13 protein-coding genes are annotated in these 16,613 nt (G+C 74.8%); 3 read left to right on the top strand and 10 right to left on the bottom strand.

The genetic code is table 11. The features are described from left to right. Position 1: 1 nt before the first annotated feature. The 4 genes from ACGF13_RS36690 to ACGF13_RS36675 are packed head-to-tail and all read right to left on the bottom strand — an operon-like array spanning position 2 to position 5,614. Positions 2–1,825, bottom strand: a complete 1,824-nt coding sequence (locus ACGF13_RS36690; protein ID WP_392883654.1) for an IucA/IucC family protein — start codon at positions 1,823–1,825, stop codon at positions 2–4. After that, a complete protein-coding gene (locus ACGF13_RS36685; protein ID WP_392883652.1) occupies positions 1,803–3,203 on the bottom strand; it encodes a lysine N(6)-hydroxylase/L-ornithine N(5)-oxygenase family protein in 1,401 nt (466 codons plus the stop codon). The genes ACGF13_RS36690 and ACGF13_RS36685 overlap by 23 nt, the downstream gene beginning before the upstream one ends. Positions 3,204–3,212: 9 nt before the next feature. Next, positions 3,213–3,905, bottom strand: coding sequence for a GNAT family N-acetyltransferase (locus ACGF13_RS36680; RefSeq protein ID WP_392883746.1), 693 nt, complete (start codon positions 3,903–3,905; stop codon positions 3,213–3,215). Beyond that, positions 3,797–5,614, bottom strand: a complete 1,818-nt coding sequence (locus ACGF13_RS36675; RefSeq protein ID WP_392883650.1) for an IucA/IucC family protein — start codon at positions 5,612–5,614, stop codon at positions 3,797–3,799. Before ACGF13_RS36675 ends, ACGF13_RS36680 begins: the two co-directional genes overlap by 109 nt. Before the next feature lie 419 nt (positions 5,615–6,033). Between ACGF13_RS36675 and ACGF13_RS36670 the strand changes: the two genes are divergently transcribed. Both ACGF13_RS36670 and ACGF13_RS36665 read left to right on the top strand, forming a co-directional pair. Continuing rightward, a complete protein-coding gene (locus tag ACGF13_RS36670) occupies positions 6,034–7,230 on the top strand; it encodes a trypsin-like serine peptidase (RefSeq protein WP_392883649.1) in 1,197 nt (398 codons plus the stop codon). A gap of 79 nt (positions 7,231–7,309) precedes the next feature. Then, on the top strand, positions 7,310–8,428 hold the full coding sequence (locus tag ACGF13_RS36665; RefSeq protein ID WP_392883647.1) for a trypsin-like serine peptidase: 1,119 nt from the start codon (positions 7,310–7,312) through the stop codon (positions 8,426–8,428). A 70-nt stretch (positions 8,429–8,498) separates the two neighbouring features. Here ACGF13_RS36665 and hflX read toward each other — a convergent pair whose 3' ends face one another. The 5 genes from hflX to miaA form a co-directional block, all read right to left on the bottom strand. Next, on the bottom strand, positions 8,499–10,001 hold the full coding sequence (hflX, locus tag ACGF13_RS36660; RefSeq protein WP_392883646.1) for a GTPase HflX: 1,503 nt from the start codon (positions 9,999–10,001) through the stop codon (positions 8,499–8,501). A 209-nt stretch (positions 10,002–10,210) separates the two neighbouring features. After that, complete coding sequence (locus ACGF13_RS36655; protein ID WP_392883644.1) at positions 10,211–12,460, bottom strand: RelA/SpoT family protein; 2,250 nt, start codon at positions 12,458–12,460, stop codon at positions 10,211–10,213. A 210-nt stretch (positions 12,461–12,670) separates the two neighbouring features. Next, positions 12,671–13,576, bottom strand: a complete 906-nt coding sequence (gene dapF, locus ACGF13_RS36650; RefSeq protein WP_392883643.1) for a diaminopimelate epimerase — start codon at positions 13,574–13,576, stop codon at positions 12,671–12,673. A 125-nt stretch (positions 13,577–13,701) separates the two neighbouring features. Beyond that, on the bottom strand, positions 13,702–14,214 hold the full coding sequence (locus ACGF13_RS36645; RefSeq protein WP_392883641.1) for a hypothetical protein: 513 nt from the start codon (positions 14,212–14,214) through the stop codon (positions 13,702–13,704). 228 nt (positions 14,215–14,442) lie between these two features. Beyond that, on the bottom strand, positions 14,443–15,387 hold the full coding sequence (gene miaA / locus ACGF13_RS36640; protein ID WP_392883640.1) for a tRNA (adenosine(37)-N6)-dimethylallyltransferase MiaA: 945 nt from the start codon (positions 15,385–15,387) through the stop codon (positions 14,443–14,445). Positions 15,388–15,566: 179 nt separating this feature from the next. On the opposite strand from miaA, the gene ACGF13_RS36635 reads away from it, so the two are divergent. Continuing rightward, positions 15,567–15,812, top strand: coding sequence for an antitoxin (locus tag ACGF13_RS36635; RefSeq protein ID WP_392883639.1), 246 nt, complete (start codon positions 15,567–15,569; stop codon positions 15,810–15,812). A gap of 53 nt (positions 15,813–15,865) precedes the next feature. On the opposite strand, the gene ACGF13_RS36630 is transcribed toward ACGF13_RS36635, so the two are convergent. Continuing rightward, complete coding sequence (locus ACGF13_RS36630; protein ID WP_392883638.1) at positions 15,866–16,564, bottom strand: hypothetical protein; 699 nt, start codon at positions 16,562–16,564, stop codon at positions 15,866–15,868. Positions 16,565–16,613 lie beyond the last annotated feature (49 nt).

Raw genomic sequence — 16,613 nt, 5'->3', positions numbered from 1 at the left:
CCTACGGGGCTGGGGTGACAATCCGGTTCCGTTGCCCGGGCAGTCGCACGTCCACGGCGACCAGCGCGTTGGGCACGGTCCCGTACCGGGCGGCGTGCGGGCGGTGCGGGCGGTCCTGGTAGCCGTCCAGCAGCAGCCGGTTGCGGTTGAGGCAGAGCCGGTCGATCCGGGGGCGGAACAGGTCGAACAGCTCGAAGCGCTCGCTCAGCTCGGGGAAGCGGTCCTGGTAGCGCAGCACCTCGGCGCGCAGCAGTGCCCAGAACTCGGTCTCGGGCAGTCCGGTCTGCGCCTCCAGGAGCGGGGCGAGGTAGCGGAAGACGCCGATGAACAGCCCGGAGTGGATGAACTGGCAGAGCCCCTGCGGGCTCTCCCGCAGCAGGACCTCGGCCACCTCGGCGGGCAGGCCGTGGAGTTCGGGCAGGCCCTGGGCGCTGAGGTTGACGTCGTCCACGAAGTCCTTGACCGCGAGCCGGGCGGGCGCCTCGGAGGAGTCGAAGACCACGATGGCGTTCTCGCCGTGCGGGGAGAAGACCAGCCCGTAGCGGTAGAGGAAGTGCAGCAGCGGCGGCATCATCGAGGCGAACAGCCGGGCGGTCCACTCGGCGGGGGCGAGGCCGGAGCGGTCGATCAGCTCGGCGGCGAGCGCCCGCCCGTCGGAACCGGTCTGCAGCAGCGCGGCCAGGGTGCGGGCCCGCTCCCCCTCGGCCAGGAAGGGCCCGAGCGGCTGGCGCCAGATCGCTCCGAGCAGTTCCTTGTACTGGTACGGCGCCTCGGGCAGCTCGCGGTAGAGCGGGTGGTCGACGGTGACGGAGGCGATCTCGCCGAGCAGGATCACCCGGCACTCGTCGCGCAGGTACGGGTCGGCGTCGCGCACTCCGAGCAGCCAGGCGGTGACGGTGGGCGCGGCCAGCGTGCGCTCGACCGGCAGGCCGCGCCAGACCAGGGTGTTGAGGATGGACAGCGGCAGCTTGACCGTGCAGCGCTCGGGGTGGGCGGTGTTGAAGAAGGAGCGGATGGACTGCTGGGGCAGTCGTGGGTCCCCGTCCGAGGGCAGTGGGACGATCTCGCCGGAGGCGATCCAGGGCGCGAACAGCGGCAGGATCGTCTCGTCCCACTGCCAGGGGTGGACGGGCAGCAGCAGGTAGTCCTCGGCGTCCGGGCCGAGCGCGGCGCGCAGCGCGTCCACGTCGTCCAGCTCGCGGGCGTACAGCTGCTCGGGCCGCTCGAGTCCGGGCACGCCGCGGTACTCGGCGAGCCGGCGGTGGACGGCGATCCAGGGCAGCGGGCGGGGGCTGCGGGCCTCGGGGGCCCAGCGGGCGGCGTCGGCGGAGGAGAAGCCGATTCTGCCCTTGTTGGGGACGATCCAGGGGTGGCCGGTCTGCCGGCCCTCCAGGGCGGTGTGGTCGAGGTCAGCGAGTTCGGCGGCGGTCAGCGCGGTGGCGAGCTGGCGGGCGTCGGCGGTCAGGGTGGCGGAGAGCTCGCGGATCAGGTGGCCGGTGGTCTCGCCACGCATGCCGAGGGTCTGCCGGGCGTACGGGAGGAAGCGCAGCGGGTCCAGTCCGTCGGGGCGGGAGCAGCGGACGGACTCGGGGTCGACCTGCCAGCTGTCGTAGGCGCCGCGCCGGGCGGTGAAGCGGTACTCGGCCTCGGGCAGCTCCAGCCGGTACTCGCCGGGCGCGTCCCCGGGGACGGGCCGGAGCAGCTCCTCGTAGGCGAACTCGCCCAGCATCTTGGCCAGCAGGGCGCGGCCGGCCCGCTGCCAGTGCCCGGCGGTGAGGTGCGGGGGCAGGTGGAGCGGCGGTTCAGCGGCCGACGGTTGCGGCACGGGTCAACTCCTGGGGGCGGGGGACGACGGTGGTCTGGTCGAAGGTCGCGGACGCGGCGGCCGTGACGGGCGGCGCGAAGCCGGTCCAGGCGGTGCGGCCGGGCAGCCGGTGGACGGTTCGCCCGGTGACGGCGTTGAGGATCACGGCGGCCCGGTGGGCGCCGAGTCCGAGGTCGGGGGTGCCGACGCCGTGGGTGTGCAGTTCGGCGTTCTGGACGTACAGCCCGCCGGTGAGTTCGGGCCGGGTGGCGACCCGGTGGTCCAGGTCGACCCGGTAGCGCCCGGCCTCGTCCCAGTCGATCAGTTCGGCGAGCGGTTCGAGGGCGGCCGGGCGGGCCGCCCGGTAGCCGGTGGCGAGCACCACGGCGTCGGTGCGCAGCAGGTGTTCGGCGCCGGAGTCGGTGTGCCGGCAGTGCAGTTCGAGGCCGCCGCAGGGGCCGGGGCGGGCGGCGGTGACGGCGGTGCCGGGGGTGATCTCGACCGGGGCGGTGTCGATCGGGCGGCCGATGGTGCGCTCGTAGAGGTGGTCGTGGATCTCGGCGAGGGTCTCGGCGCTGGCGGCCTTGTGCAGCTGCCACTGGGCGGCGACCAGCGCGTCCCGGACGGGTGCGGGCAGGCCGTGGAAGTAGCGGGTGTAGTCGGGGGTGAAGTGCTCCAGGCCGAGCTTGGAGTACTCCATGGGGGCGAGTGCCCTGGTGCGGGTGAGCCAGCGCAGCCGGACGCCGTCGCCCTCGTGCTGCCGGAGCAGGTCGAGGAAGACCTCGGCGCCGGACTGTCCGCTGCCGACCACGGTGATGTCCCGGGTGCCGGCCAGGTCGGCGCGGCGGTCCAGGTACTCGGCGGAGTGGAAGGCCCGGGGGTGGCCGGCCAGCGCGGCGAAGGCCTCGGGCAGGACGGGCCGGGTGCCGACGCCGAGGGCGAGGTTGCGGGCCCTGGCCTCGGAGCGCCGGCCGGTGGCGGTGTCGGTCAGCTCGACGCGGTACCAGGGGGCGTCCCAGCGCAGGGCGGTGACCTCGGTGCCGAAGCGGCAGTTGGCGAGCCGCTCGGCGGCCCAGCGGCAGTAGTGGTCGTACTCGCGGCGCGGCAGCTGGAAGCGCTCGGCGAAGTAGAACGGGAACAGCCGGTCCTGGTCGCGCAGGTAGTTGAGGAAGGACCACGGGCTGGTCGGGTCGACCAGGGAGACCAGGTCGGCGAGGAACGGCACCTGCATCCGGGCTCCGTCCACCAGCATCCCGTGGTGCCAGCGGAACTCCGGGCGCTGGTCGCAGAAGAGCGTGCGCAGGCCGGGGACGGGCTCGGCGAGTGCGGCGAGCGAGAGGTTGAACGGACCGATGCCGACGCCGAGCAGGTCGTAGGGAGGGGGTGTCGTGGTGTCCACAGGGTTGTCCTAGGCGGGGAGTTGGGCCTGCGCGACGGGCCCGTCGGCCCGGTCGCGGACCATCAGGGCGGCGCGCTTGTCGGGCAGGTCGAGTTCGGCGACGGCCCGGAATCCGGCTCGTTCGAAGGCCCGGACGGACCGCCGGTTGCGGACGTCCGGCTCGGCCACCACCCGTTCGCAGCACGGGTTCCGGAGCAGAATCAATTCTGCGAGGGCGGCCAGGAGGACGGCGCCGAGCCCGCGGCCACGGCTGGCGGCGGGACCGAGCAGCAGGTGCACGCCGGTGTCGTGCGGCCGGGCCGGGTAGTGCGCGGCGAGCGGGTCGAGGTCGGCGCGGTAGACCTCCCAGTAGCTCAGCGGCTCGCCGTCGAGCAGGCCGAGGCACGGGGTGCTGCGGCCGTCGCCGTCCAGCTGGGCCCGGACGTGCCGTTCGGTGACCTCCGGCGGCCCGGCGAGTTCCCAGAAGGCGTCGACCTCGGGGTCGTTCATCCACCCGGCGAGCAGCGCCAGGTCGGCGGGCAGCCGGACCGGGCCGAGCCGGAACTCGCCGGCCGGAGTGGGGACGGAGCCCCACCCGGGCGGGTCGCAGAGCATCAGGCGCCCGCCACCGGGTTGGGGATGTCCACGTACACGGACTGGCTGGCGACCGGGCCGACCAGTTCGTCCATGCCATTGATCCGGGTGAGCAGGTTGGCCTTGCAGGGCAGGGTGGGCGCGTCCAGCAGCAGCGCGGGCAGCGCCGAGCCGGTGGCGGCGGCCCGCGGGCCGGCCAGGAACCGGCGCAGCGCGGCCAGCAGCACGGTCTCGTCGGCGAGCCGCTGGGAGCCGAAGGCGCCGATCAGGCCGAGCACGTGGTTGATGCCGAGGTAGTAGGCGAAGTGGTGGTCGATCACCTCGTCCGGCAGGAAGGTGTCGCTGTCCGTGCCGAGCCCGGGCAGCCGGGCGGCGAGCCTGGCGGTGGCGCTCTCCCGGTAGTAGTAGCCCTGGTTGTCACGGTAGCGGCCGCCGCGCGGCCAGCCCGCGGCGTCCAGCAGCACGAGGCTGTTCTGCTGGTGCGCCTCCAGGGCGATGCCGCCCCGACCGTCCAGCCAGAGGATGGGCAGCACGACCGCGTCCAGGTAGCGCAGGAACCATTCGGCGGCGACGGTCGGCAGCGGGCGGGCGAAGCGGGCGGCGAGCGCCCGCAGGGTGTCGCCGAGCCGGGAGGGCACGGTGTCGCCGGTGCCCAGCGGCTGTTCGGCGACCAGTCCGGCGACGCACAGCGCGCGCTCGGTGGGCGCGAAGGGCTGGGCGCGCAGCACGGTGTCCAGGCCGCCCGGGTCGCCGAGGTCGGGGTGGTCGACGCCGATCCAGGCCGGGTCGCGGACGATGTCGAAGCCGGGGTGGGCGGCCCGCCACTCGGCGGCCAGTCCGCTCTCCAGCAGCCGGTGCATCTCCAGGCCGCGGTGGAGTTCCTTGCGCAGGTTCTCCCGGCGGGAGTTGGTGATCCGCAGGCCGAGCGAGAGCTTGAGCATCCACGGGGTGCCGGGCCGGTAGACGGTGCGCACCGAGGAGGTGGGGTACCAGGGCTCGCCGGCCGGGCCGAGGTCGTGCAGCAGCCCGTCGGCGAGCAGTGCGGCGACGGCCGGGCGGTGGGCGAGTTCGCGGGCCTGCCAGGGGTGCAGCGGGACGGCGGCGGTGCCGGGCGGCAGCGTCGTGCCGCCGTCGAGGAGGCCGGCGGTGAGTTGTTCGGCGCTCTCGGCGACGGCGGAGCCGGCCGCGAGCAGCTCGCGGTCCACGGCGTACCAGTGCAGTTGGAAGGAGCCGTGCAGTTCGGGCGAGTAGGCGGCGCTCTGGGCGGGGCCGAGGCCGTCGCGGCTCTTCGGCGTGGGGTGCAGCGGGTGGCCGAGCAGCAGGGACTGCTCGGCGGCGAGGAAGTGGGAGCGCTCGGGGCCGCCGGGGGTGGCGGCGGTGCGGCGGTGGGCGAGGATCTCTGCGGTGCGCACGACCGAGTCGGCGACCCTGGCGGCCAGGTCGGCGACCTGCCCGGGGTCGGGCCGTTCGGCGGCCGCGGCGGCGAGCAGCGCGGCGGTGGTGACGGCGTCCACCGGGGCTTCGGAGACGTCGCCCGCCGCGGTGGCCTCCCCGACCGCGAGGGTGGCGGGCCCGAAGCGGTGCCAGCCGCCGGGCGACCAGTAGCGGACGGGGGCGGTGAGCCGGGCGGCCCCGCCGAGGACGGCGATCCGCAACCGGCCGTCCGGTCCGGGCCGGGCTCCGGTCTCGCGCGTCCAGCAGCGCAGCAGGGCCTCCAGTCCCGCCTGTTCGGCGGCGACGGCCGGGTCGGGGTGCAGCAGCAGGTCGTGCTCGAGGTCCGCCCGTTCCACGGCGGGCGGCGGTACGGGCGGTGCTCCGGTGAGGGCGGCGGTGCTCAAGGCTGCTCCTTGGGGCGCGTGGGGGTGCGGACGCGCACTGTGGTGGAGGGGATCGGCGGGCACCCGCACCGTCGCGTCAGGTAAGGGTTACCTATCCATGACGGGTGATCACAAGGACGGCTCACTCGTCCGGGTGAGAATCGGCGATTGTCCATCTCCGGGGCCGATCGTCCTGCTGGGCCGGTGCGCCGGCCGGGCCCGGGTCACGGATCGGTGACCTCCGGCCCGCGCCGCAACCCGGGGGGCGGGCACCGTCGTCCTCGTCTGCGATGGAAGACTCCAGGACGGCGGAGCGCCGCACCGCGAACCGGCCGGGCCCGTACCGCTCCGGTCCGAAGCCGCCGGCCCGGCACCGTCAGGGGGCCCGGCACCGCCCGGCACCCGGCACCGATCGAACGAGCACAGGGGGAAGCGCACAGATGCCCACGATCCACCGGTCAGCCCTGGCCGCCGCCCTGGCCGCGGGCACCCTGCTCGCCGTGACCGCCTGCGGGCCGGACGGCCCGGCGGGCGGCGGAGGGACCGCCGCCGCGGCGCCGCCCTCCTCCTCCACGGCCCCGACCGCGGGCTCGGGCGGGGTGATCGGCGGGCTCACCCTCCCGTCCGGGATCCCGACCAGCCTGCTGGAGGGGCTGCCCAGGAGCTGGGACGACCTGAAGAAGTGGAAGTACGAGGACTGGGACAAGTGGGCGTCCAAGCACGTCTTCAACAACCCGGTGGTGAAGGACTTCTGGGACCCGGACAAGATGGGCGACTCCAAGCCCGCCGACCCGGCGCCGCCCGCCGCCAAGCCCGCCCCGGCCACGCCCGCGCCGGCCACCGACGACGGCGTGACCGACCCCGAGCCCGCGCTCGTCAAGGCCGTGGCGATGCCCCGCCCGTACACGAAGCAGCCCTCCGGCAAGGTGTTCTTCTCCGCCCAGGGCGGCCGCGGCAACTGCTCGGCGACGGTGATCGCCGACCCGCAGCACCCGGGCAAGAGCAACCTGGTCTGGACGGCCGGCCACTGCGTGCACGAGGGCAAGGGCGGGAACTTCTACAAGGACCTGGTCTTCGTGCCCGCCTACAACAACTCGGGCGCCTCCAGCGGCGGCAAGCGCGCCCCGCTGTCCGAGCTGGCCCCGCTCGGCACCTGGTGGGCCGACCAGGTCACCACCTCGCCGCAGTGGATGGTCGAGGGCGGCGGCAGCGGCGACGCCGCCAACCAGTACGACTTCGCGGTCATGCGCGTGCACAACCAGAACGACACCGGCAAGTCCCTGGAGGAGACGGTCGGTTCGGCCGTCCCGGTCTGGTTCGACGCCCCGCGCGACCAGCTCAAGGTCGCGGCCGTCGGCTACCCGCTGATGAAGCCGTTCGACGGCCAGGAGCTGTACAGGTGCGAAGGCGGCAAGCCCACCCGGCTCTCCTTCGACGCCAAGCGCCCGACCATGCTGACCATCGGCTGCAACATGACCCAGGGCGCCAGCGGCGGCGGCTGGTTCGCCACCATGCCGGACGGCAGGACCGCCCTGGTCAGCAACACCTCGATCGGCACCCAGGAGCACACCTCGCTGAGCGGCCCGTACCTGGAGGCGGTCGCCCGGCAGGCGCTGGACTGGATCTCCAAGAAGTGACCGGCCACCCGGGACGCGGCAGCGGCCGCCACCGGGGGCGGTGACGGAACCACCAGCACAGCACGGGGGACGAGCCAGCATGCCGAGAACCACCAGCCGCGGGCGCCGGGCCGCGACGGCCGGCGCCGCGCTGCTCGCCGCGCTCGCGCTGGGCGCGGCCGGGTGCGGCCCGGACGGCCCGGCCCGGCCCCCCACCGCGCCGCTCGCCCTGCCGAGGTCCGCGCCCACCAGCACCGGCGACCTGACCGGCTGGAAGGTGGAGGACTGGGCCCGCTACGTCGCCGACAGCGCCTTCGCCGACGACCCGGCGCCCCGCCCCTGGACGGCGGCCCGGATGGACGCCGCCAGGCCCCGGCCCACCCCGGAGTACTCCCTGACCGCCCCCGCCGCGCCCGGCGTCGAGCGGGACGCCCCGCCCGCCGCCGTCCCGGCCGCGCCGCAGCCGCACCCGTACGGCCCGGCCGGCTCGGTGGTCGGCCGGCTCTTCATGACCACGCCGCAGGGTGACGCGGCCTGTTCCGCCACCGTGGTCTCCGACCCGGTCAACCCCGGCCGCAGCAACCTCGTGTACACCGCCGCGCACTGCCTGCACGACGGCAAGGGCGGCGGCTGGCTGCGGAACCTGGTCTTCGTGCCGGGCTACAACCGGGACGGCCGGCTGGTCCACGGCAAGCCGAACCCCGACCAGCGGGCCGCCCCGTACGGCCGGTGGACGGCGGTGCGCGCGCTGGTCTCGCCGACCTGGCTCCAGGAGGGCGGCGTCGGCGCCCGCGACCAGTACGACTACGGCGTCCTGCGGGTGAGCGGCGAGGACGGCTCCGGCAGGTCCCTGGAGGAAGTGGTCGGCGGGGCGGTGCCGATCTGGTTCAACGCCCCGCGCGAGCAGATCACCGCGGCCGCCGCCTACGGCTATCCGGCCGAGCGGCCGTTCGACGGGCTGGAGCTCGCGCACTGCGACTCCCCGGTCGCGCCCGGGCGGCTGTCCTTCGACCGGAGCCGGCCGCCGATGTACGTGATCGGCTGCACCATGACGGCCGGCGCCGCCGGCGGCGGCTGGTTCGTCACCAGGGACGGCAAGCCCAACCTGATCAGCGTCGGCGCGGTCGGCGACCGCAACCCGGCCGGCTACCAGGCCGGCCCCTCCCTGCAGGACCAGGCGAAGCAGGCCTTCGACTACTTCGCCAAGAACGTCAGGTGACCCGGCCGGCCAGGGCGCGCGAAGGGCCCCGGGACGAACACCGTCCCGGGGCCCTCGGTACGCTCCGGCGTCAGCCCTGCAGGGCCACCGCGAAGTACTCCAGCTCGGCGGCCAGCTCGGCCTGCACCTTGGCGTGCAGCAGGGTGCCCTCGCCGGTGTGCTCGGTGGAGAGCAGCTCCCCCTCGGCGTGCACCCGGGAGACCAGCGCGCCCTGGGTGTAGGGCACCAGGGCCCGCACCTCGACCGCCGGACGCGGCAGCTCGTCGTCGATCAGCTGCAGCAGCTCCTCGATGCCCGCGCCGCTGCGGGCCGACACCACGATGGCGTGCGGCTCGCGGCGCAGCAGCCGCTGGAGCACGTGCGGATCGGCGGCGTCCGCCTTGTTGATCACCACGATCTCCGGCACGTTCTGCGCGTCGACCGAGACGATGACCTCGCGGACGGCGGCCAGCTGCGTCTCCGGCTCGGGGTGCGAGCCGTCCACCACGTGCAGGATGAGGTCCGCGTCGGCGACCTCCTCCATGGTCGAGCGGAAGGCCTCGACCAGGTGGTGCGGCAGGTGCCGGACGAAGCCGACGGTGTCGGCCAGGGTGTAGAGCCGCCCGCTCGGGGTCTCGGCCCGGCGCACGGTCGGGTCCAGGGTGGCGAACAGCGCGTTCTCCACCAGCACGCCCGCGCCGGTGAGCCGGTTGAGCAGGGAGGACTTGCCGGCGTTGGTGTACCCGGCGATGGCCACGGACGGCACCTGGTGGCGCTTGCGCTCCTGGCGCTTGGTGTCGCGGCCCTTCTTCATGTCGGCGATCTCCTTGCGGAGCTTCGCCATCTTCTCGCGGATCCGGCGCCGGTCGGTCTCGATCTTGGTCTCACCGGGACCACGGGTGGCCATGCCGCCGCCCGAGGTGCCGGAGCCACCGCCACCCATCTGCCGGGACAGCGACTGACCCCAGCCTCGCAGCCGCGGCAGCATGTACTGCATCTGCGCGAGCGAGACCTGCGCCTTGCCCTCCCGGGACTTGGCGTGCTGGGCGAAGATGTCCAGGATCAGGGCCGTCCGGTCGACGACCTTGACCTTGACCACGTCCTCCAGGTGGATCAGCTGCCCGGGGGTGAGCTCACCGTCGCAGACCACGGTGTCGGCGCCGCTGGCGGCGACGATGTCCCGCAGCTCCTTCGCCTTGCCGGAGCCGATGTAGGTGGCCGCGTCGGGCTTGTCACGGCGCTGGATGACGCCGTCCAGCACCTGGGAGCCGGCCGTCTCGGCGAGCGCGGCGAGCTCGGCCATCGAGTTCTCCGCCTCCTCCAGCGTGCCGTCCGTCCAGACGCCGACGAGCACCACGCGCTCCAGGCGGAGCTGGCGGTACTCGACCTCGGTGACGTCTTCGAGTTCGGTGGAGAGGCCGACGACCCGGCGCAGGGCCGCTCGCTCGCTGCGGTCGTACTGGTCGCCGTCGTAGTGGTGGCCGAGGTCCTCGTCGATGGCCGCGAGGTCCTCGTCCATGAGGGCTTCCGCCCGCAGACCGTCGAGGCGGCGCGGAGCGTCGGCGTGGTCGCGGGTGTCGAACGTGGAGGTCATTCTGTCCTTTGGCTCGCTGGTACGGGTGGCCTTCGGGGACCGCGGTGGCGGTCCCGTACGGAGTCTGCCCAGCTGCCGCCCCGGCTACCGTCCGGGCGGGGTGAGCTACCCCTCAGGTCCGCGGACGCGAACCCGGGCTCCTGTGCCCGGAGAACGCCGTGGACCGGCCGTGAATTCCCCATGATGGTCGCACGCCCGACGCGGGCCGGTCATCCCCATTTCCCCCGCGCCACCGGGCCGGGGGCGCGCCCCGGGGGCCGCTCCCCCGCCTCCCGGGCGCCCTCCGGGGCGTGCGGGCGGCTCACGTCGTACACCCCGGACACCTTGAGCATCGCCCGCATCAGCCCCGGCAGTGCGGCCGGCTCGGGCAGTTCGACGGTGTAGGTGTGCCGGACCCTGGACTCCTGCGGCGGCTCGACCTCGGCCGAGACGATGCCGACGCCCGCGCCGGAGATCGCCGCGGTGAGGTCGGCGAGCAGCCGGGGCCGGTTCAGCGCCTCGGCCCGCAGGGTCGCCCGGTGTCCGGCCGCCGGCGCGCCCTCCGGGCACCAGCGGACCTCCAGCTCGGCCCGCCCGTCCGCGCGCATCCGCTCCCCCGCCGGACAGCCGGTGCGGTGCACCGCGACCGCCGCTCCGCCGCGGATCGGGTAGCCGGCCACCTCGTCCGGCGGCACCGGGGTGCAGCAGCGGGCCAGCCGGACCGAAGCCCCGGGCCGGCCGGCCACCGCGACCGGGGCGCCCGGCCGCCGGGTGGCGGGGCGCCCGGGCGGGGCGGGCTGGCCGCCGGCCGGGCCGGTGCGGACCACCGGCTGCCGGGCCGGGTGGCCGGCCAGCCAGCGCTCGATGGCCAGCCGGGCGGCCGGGGTGCGGGCGTGCGCCAGCCACTCGGGGGCGGGGCCGGAGGGCTGCCCGCCGCCGGCCGGGAGGGTCTCGGTGAGCACCGCGATCTGGTCGCCGTCCTCCAGCACGGTGGAGAGCGCGGTGAGCCGCCCGTTGACCCGCGCGCCGATGCACCGGTGGCCGGTCTCCTCGCCGAGCAGGTAGGCCGCGTCCACGCAGGTGGCGCCCGCCCTCAGCTGAAGCGTTTCGCCGCCCTCCGTCACCACGGTGATCTCGCGGTCGCCGGCCAGGTCGGCGGTGAGCGTGGACCAGAAGGCGTCCGGATCGGGCGTCTCCTGCTGCCACTCCAGCAACCGGCTGAGCCAGCCCGGGCGGGCCGGGTCGGTGCGGTCCAGCTCGTCGGTGTCCTGCACGGCGCCGGCCGGGGACGGGTCCCCGAGCGCGACCACCCCGGTCTCGGCCACCTCGTGCATCCGCCGGGTGCGGACCAGCACCTCGACCACCGCGCCGCCGCTGAGCGCCACGGCGGTGTGCAGCGACTGGTAGAGGTTGAACTTGGGCGCGGCCACGAAGTCCTTGAACTCCCCGGGCAGCGGCGTCCAGCAGGTGTGCAGCTCGCCGAGCACCGCGTAGCAGTCGGCGTTCTCCTCGACCACCACCAGCAGCCGCCCGAAGTCGGCCGGACGCGGCCCCTGCGGCCGGCCGTCCGGGCCGGGCACGGCGGCCCGCCGGAGCAGCACCCGGTGCAGCGAGACGCAGTGCCGGGGCCGTACGGTCACCTCGGCGGACACCCCGGCCTCGGCCAGCTGGCGGGCCAGCCGGCGGGCGAAGGGCTCCAGCAGGGTGTCCGGCTCGGACTCGTGACCGGCCATCAGGGCGCGGGTGCGGGCGTGCTCCTCGGGGTGCAGGGTGGCGAAGACGATGTCCTCCAGCTCCGCCTTGAGCACCTGGATGCCGAGCCGCTCGGCCAGCGGGATCAGCACGTCCCGGGTGACCTTGGCGATCCGCACCTGGCTGGCCGGCTTCATGTGCCGGATGGTGCGCATGTTGTGCAGCCGGTCGGCCAGCTTGATCACCATCACCCGGACGTCGTCCCCGGTGGCGACCAGCATCTTGCGGAAGGTCTCGGCCTCGGCGGCGGCGCCGAAGTCGACCTTCTCCAGTTTCGTCACCCCGTCGACCAGGTAGGCGACTTCGGGCCCGAACCCTGCGCCCACCTGGTCCAGCGTCAACTCGGTGTCCTCGACCGTGTCGTGGAGCAGCGAGGCGACCAAGGTCGTCGTCCCGGCGCCGAGTTGGGCCAGGATCATGGTGACGGCCAGCGGGTGGGTGATGTACGGCTCGCCGCTCTTGCGCTTCTGGCCGCGGTGGCTGGCCTCGGCGAGCCGGTACGCGCGGGCGAGCAGGCCGAGGTCGGCCTGCGGATGGTGCCGGCGGTGCACCCGGACGAGCGGTTCCAGGGCGTCCGGCACAGGCGGCCGGCCGGTGGCGAGCAGTGCCGCCCGCCCGGCCCGGCCGAGGGCGGCCAGGCCCAGCTCTCCGAGGGGCCTCCTGGCCCCGGCCGGCCGTACGGTCGTCGGCTGCCCCGTCAGGGGCTGCCCGGCTGCTTCGATGGTCATCGGCACCTCCGGCAACGGTCGCCGGGCGCCGCCCCGTGCAGGGGGGTGATCTTGACACCCCTCCCCATGGGGTGATCGACCCGGTGGTCCATGCTACCGAGCAGAGCACGTTCCGCGACGCCCTGATTCCCGTCCGCGACCGGTATCACCCGATCGGGGGGATTCGTCACCGCACGAATTGGGCAAACCGGGCCTCGGGCCCGGCAGACCTCAGCGCACCGACTCCCACCAGCGCCCGTCCAGGCGCCCCTCGGCCACGATCACCGCCGGCCCGGCCATCTCGACCCGGCCGTCCGGGTGCTCGGTGATGACCAGTCGGCCGCCCAGCACGTCCACGGTGTACGAGACCGCCTCGCCGGTGACGGCCGGGTCGGCACCGTCCCGGCGGATGGCGGCCACCGCCACCGCGCAGGCACCGGTGCCGCAGGAGCGGGTCTCGCCCGAGCCGCGCTCGTGCACCCGCATCGCGACGTGCCGCGGCCCGCGGTCCACCACGAACTCGACGTTGACGCCCTCCGGGTAGGCGCCGGCGGGGCTGGTGAGCGGCGCGTCGAACAGGTCGCCGGCGTGGTCCAGGCTCTCCACGAAGGCCACCGCGTGGGGGTTGCCCATGTTGACGTTCAGGGCCGGCCAGCGCCGCTCGCCGACCGCGACCTCGATGCCGTCGGGGCCGGGCAGCCGGGCCCGGCCCATGTCGATGGTGACGTCGCCGGGCGTGCCGTCCTCGGCGGCCTCGGCGACCTTCGCGGTGAGCACCCCGGAGCGGGTGGCGACGGCCAGCTCGCCCGGCTCGGCCAGGCCGGCCTCGACCAGGAAGCGGGCGAAGACCCGCAGGCCGTTGCCGCACATCTCGGCGATGCTGCCGTCCGAGTTGCGGTAGTCCATGAACCACTCGGCCCGGTCGGCCATCCCCGCGGCGGCCGGGTCGGCGGCGGCACGCACCACGCGCAGCAGCCCGTCCCCGCCGACGCCGGCCCGCCGGTCGCACAGCGCGGCGACGGTCTCGGGACCGATCTCCAGCGCGCCGTCCGGGTCCGGGACGATGACGAAGTCGTTCTGGGTGCCGTGCCCCTTGAAGAAGGGGATGCCGACCTGCTGGGGAGAGGATGCGCTCACCCCTCCGATGGTACTGAGCGGCGAACCACCCGCTCGCCCCCGGGCGTTCCCGGACCGGCGCCACCCCGGACGTTCCCGGACCGGCGCCACCCTGGCACTCCCCGACCGGCGCCGCCGGTGGGCGCTCAGCGCAGGTACGCGACCCGCCAGACCGCGAGCGCGCAGGCGGCCACCGCGATCAGGGTGTAGACCACGATGGCCTTCCAGCCGGCCCGTTGCCCGGAGCCCCGGCGCGGCAGCCCCGGCCACTTGTAGCCGGCGTGCCGGGCGGCCATCGCGCCCCAGCCCATCGAGGCGGCGGTGAGCAGCAGCCCGAGCATCCCGACCATGGTGGCGCGCGCCCCGGCCGAGCCGAAGGCGAGCGGGAAGGCGAACATCAGCGAGCCGAGGGTGCCCAGCAGGGCGATCGGCAGGGTCTGCCACCAGCGCAGCCGGCGCAGCGGGCGGATCTCCCGCTCGTGCACCGCGCCGCCGGGCGGGGTGCGGGTGTCCAGGGCGGGCACCGCGGCCGCGTAGGAGGTCGGCGCCTCCAGGCCGGTCAGCACGGGGAGGTCGCCCATCGTCGACTCGTCGAACTCCTCGGCCGGCGCGGTGACGCTTCCGCTCTGGCCGGAATCGGGGCCGGTACCCGTCGACACACGGCCTCCCCTGACAGTTCGACACGAGCGGACTCGCGGCCGGGCACGGTCGGCCCGTTCGGCCGACCCCTACGGCATCGATGATGGCATGTCCAGAGGGGCGTTCCGGGCCTGACCGGGGTCGACGGGTGATCCGTGGCCATCACGTGATCGGGCCGTGACCGCCGGTTCGTCCTGCACGGTCCCCTGCGCGCGCAGGTGCACCGCCGGATTGGCCAAAAACCCTTCCTACGCGGCCGGAACTCCCTGACGGCCGATCAGTTCGAGGGACTGTTCCAGCAGCTCGACGGGGTCGGTGCCGGCCGGTCGGGAGAGCCAGTTGATCCGGTCGTCGCGGCGGAACCAGGACTCCTGACGGCGGGCGAAGCGCTTGGTGGCCCGGACGGTCTCGGCCCGGGCCTCGTCCTCGGTGCACTCGCCGGCGAAGTGGTCGAGCACCTGCTGGTAGCCGAGCGCCCGGGAGGCGGTCCGCCCCTCCCGCAGCCCGGCCTTCTCCAGCTCCCGCACCTCGTCCAGCAGCCCGGCCTCCCACATCCGGTCGACCCGCAGGGCGATCCGCTCGTCCAGCTCGGGGCGCGGCACGGCGACGCCGATCTGCACCGCCTGGTAGACGGCGGTGTTGCTCGGCAGGTTGGCGGTGAACGGCTGCCCGGTGATCTCGATGACCTCCAGGGCCCGGACGATCCGCCGGCCGTTGCCGGTGAGGATCGCCTCGGCGGCCGCCGGGTCCAGCTCGGCGAGCCGCCGGTGCAGCTCGTACGGGCCGGACTGCTCCAGCTCGGCCTCCAGCCGGGCCCGCACCGCCGGGTCGGTTCCCGGGAACTCCATCTCGTCGATCGCCGCCCGGACGTACAGCCCGGAGCCGCCGACCAGGACGGGCGTGCGGCCGGCGGCGAGCAGCCGGTCGATCTCGGCCCGGGCCAGCCGCTGGTACTCGGCGACGCTGGCGGCCTCGGTGACGTCCCAGATGTCCAGCAGGTGGTGCGGCACTCCCCCGCGCTCGGCCGTGGTGAGCTTGGCGGTGCCGATGTCCATGCCCCGGTACAGCTGCATCGAGTCGGTGTTGATCACCTCGCCGTCGAGACTGCGGGCGATGGCGACGGCCAGGTCGGACTTGCCGGCGGCGGTCGCGCCGACAACCGAGACGACATGCGGGGTACTGGAGCTGCTCACCGCTCCAGTCTCCCAAAACCGCCGGGTGACCGGAGACCGGGCCGCCACCCGCCCGCGGCTGCGCGACGATATGACTGTTTCCCGGACACTTTCCGGCCGTTTCCCCGGTTGAGCCGGTTTTGCGAACGCTTTGCCGGGCCCGGACGTTGTCCGGGAAACAGCGGACGAAGGAGATCGCCATGGGCCTGATGGACAACCTCAAGGGCAAGGCCGAGGAGCTCAAGGACAAGGCCAGCGAGTTCGCGGGCAAGCACAGCGACCAGATCGAGAAGGCCGTGGACAAGGCCGGCGGCGCGATCGACAAGGCGACCAAGGGCAAGTACAGCGACAAGATCGAGCACGGCGCGGGCAAGGCCAAGGGCGCGGTCGGCGACTTCGCCCACAAGCCGAAGCCGGGCGACGCGGAGCAGCCCCCGCAGTCCTGACCGGCCGTCCTGACCCGGCCGTTCCTGCCTCGCGGCCTGCCCGTCCCGGTCGGCTAGGACCAGGACGCCACGAAGTACCCGACCCCGTACGGCGCGTCCTGGTAGCCCAGCCGCCCGGTGAGGCCGGCGCCCTCCGCGGCACCGGCCAGCACCTGCCAGGGCGCCCGGCCGTCGGCCTTGAGTTCGGCGGCCAGGCCGGCGTCCAGGGCGGCCAGGGCGGGCAGGTCGGCCGTGCCCAGGGCGGCGGCCAGGGCGGTGTCGAAGTCCTCGGCCCGCTCGTCCAGGTAGCCGGGCGCCTTCACCGAGCGGCAGGCGCTGCCGTCGCCGAGCACCAGCAGGGCGACCCGGTCGGCGAGGCCGGCCAGGCCCTGGCCGAGGCCGAGCATCCGGTCGGCGGGGGCGTCCGCGGGCACCGCGCAGGCGTGCGTCGGCAGGCTCACCCCGGCGCGCTCCAGGAGCCAGGCGCCGACGGTCAGCGAGGGCGCCAGCTCCGGCCCCTCGACCCGCTCGCCGGGCAGCTTGGCGACCAGCGGCACGCCGTAGCGGTGGAAGGAGCCGGCCCCGCCCTCGGTCCACACCTCGGCCACCGGCCCGGTGCCGACCACCACGACCAGCTGCGGGGCGGCCTCGACCAGCGCGGCCAGCGCCTCGTCGCAGGCCGCGCGCAGGCCGTCCAGCTCGGGCGCGGCCCCGGCGGCGACCTCGGGGACGAGCAGCGGCGGACAGGGGCACACGGCGGCGGCTACCAGCATGCGGATCACTCTAGCCGGGAAGCCGAACGGCCCGGCCGGAGCTGGGGAG

This window comes from Kitasatospora sp. NPDC048286, assembly GCF_043201735.1.
Classification (GTDB): Bacteria; Actinomycetota; Actinomycetes; order Streptomycetales; family Streptomycetaceae; genus Kitasatospora.
Note: the sequence above shows the minus strand (reverse complement) of the source record. Positions and strands in the feature narration are given on the sequence as shown.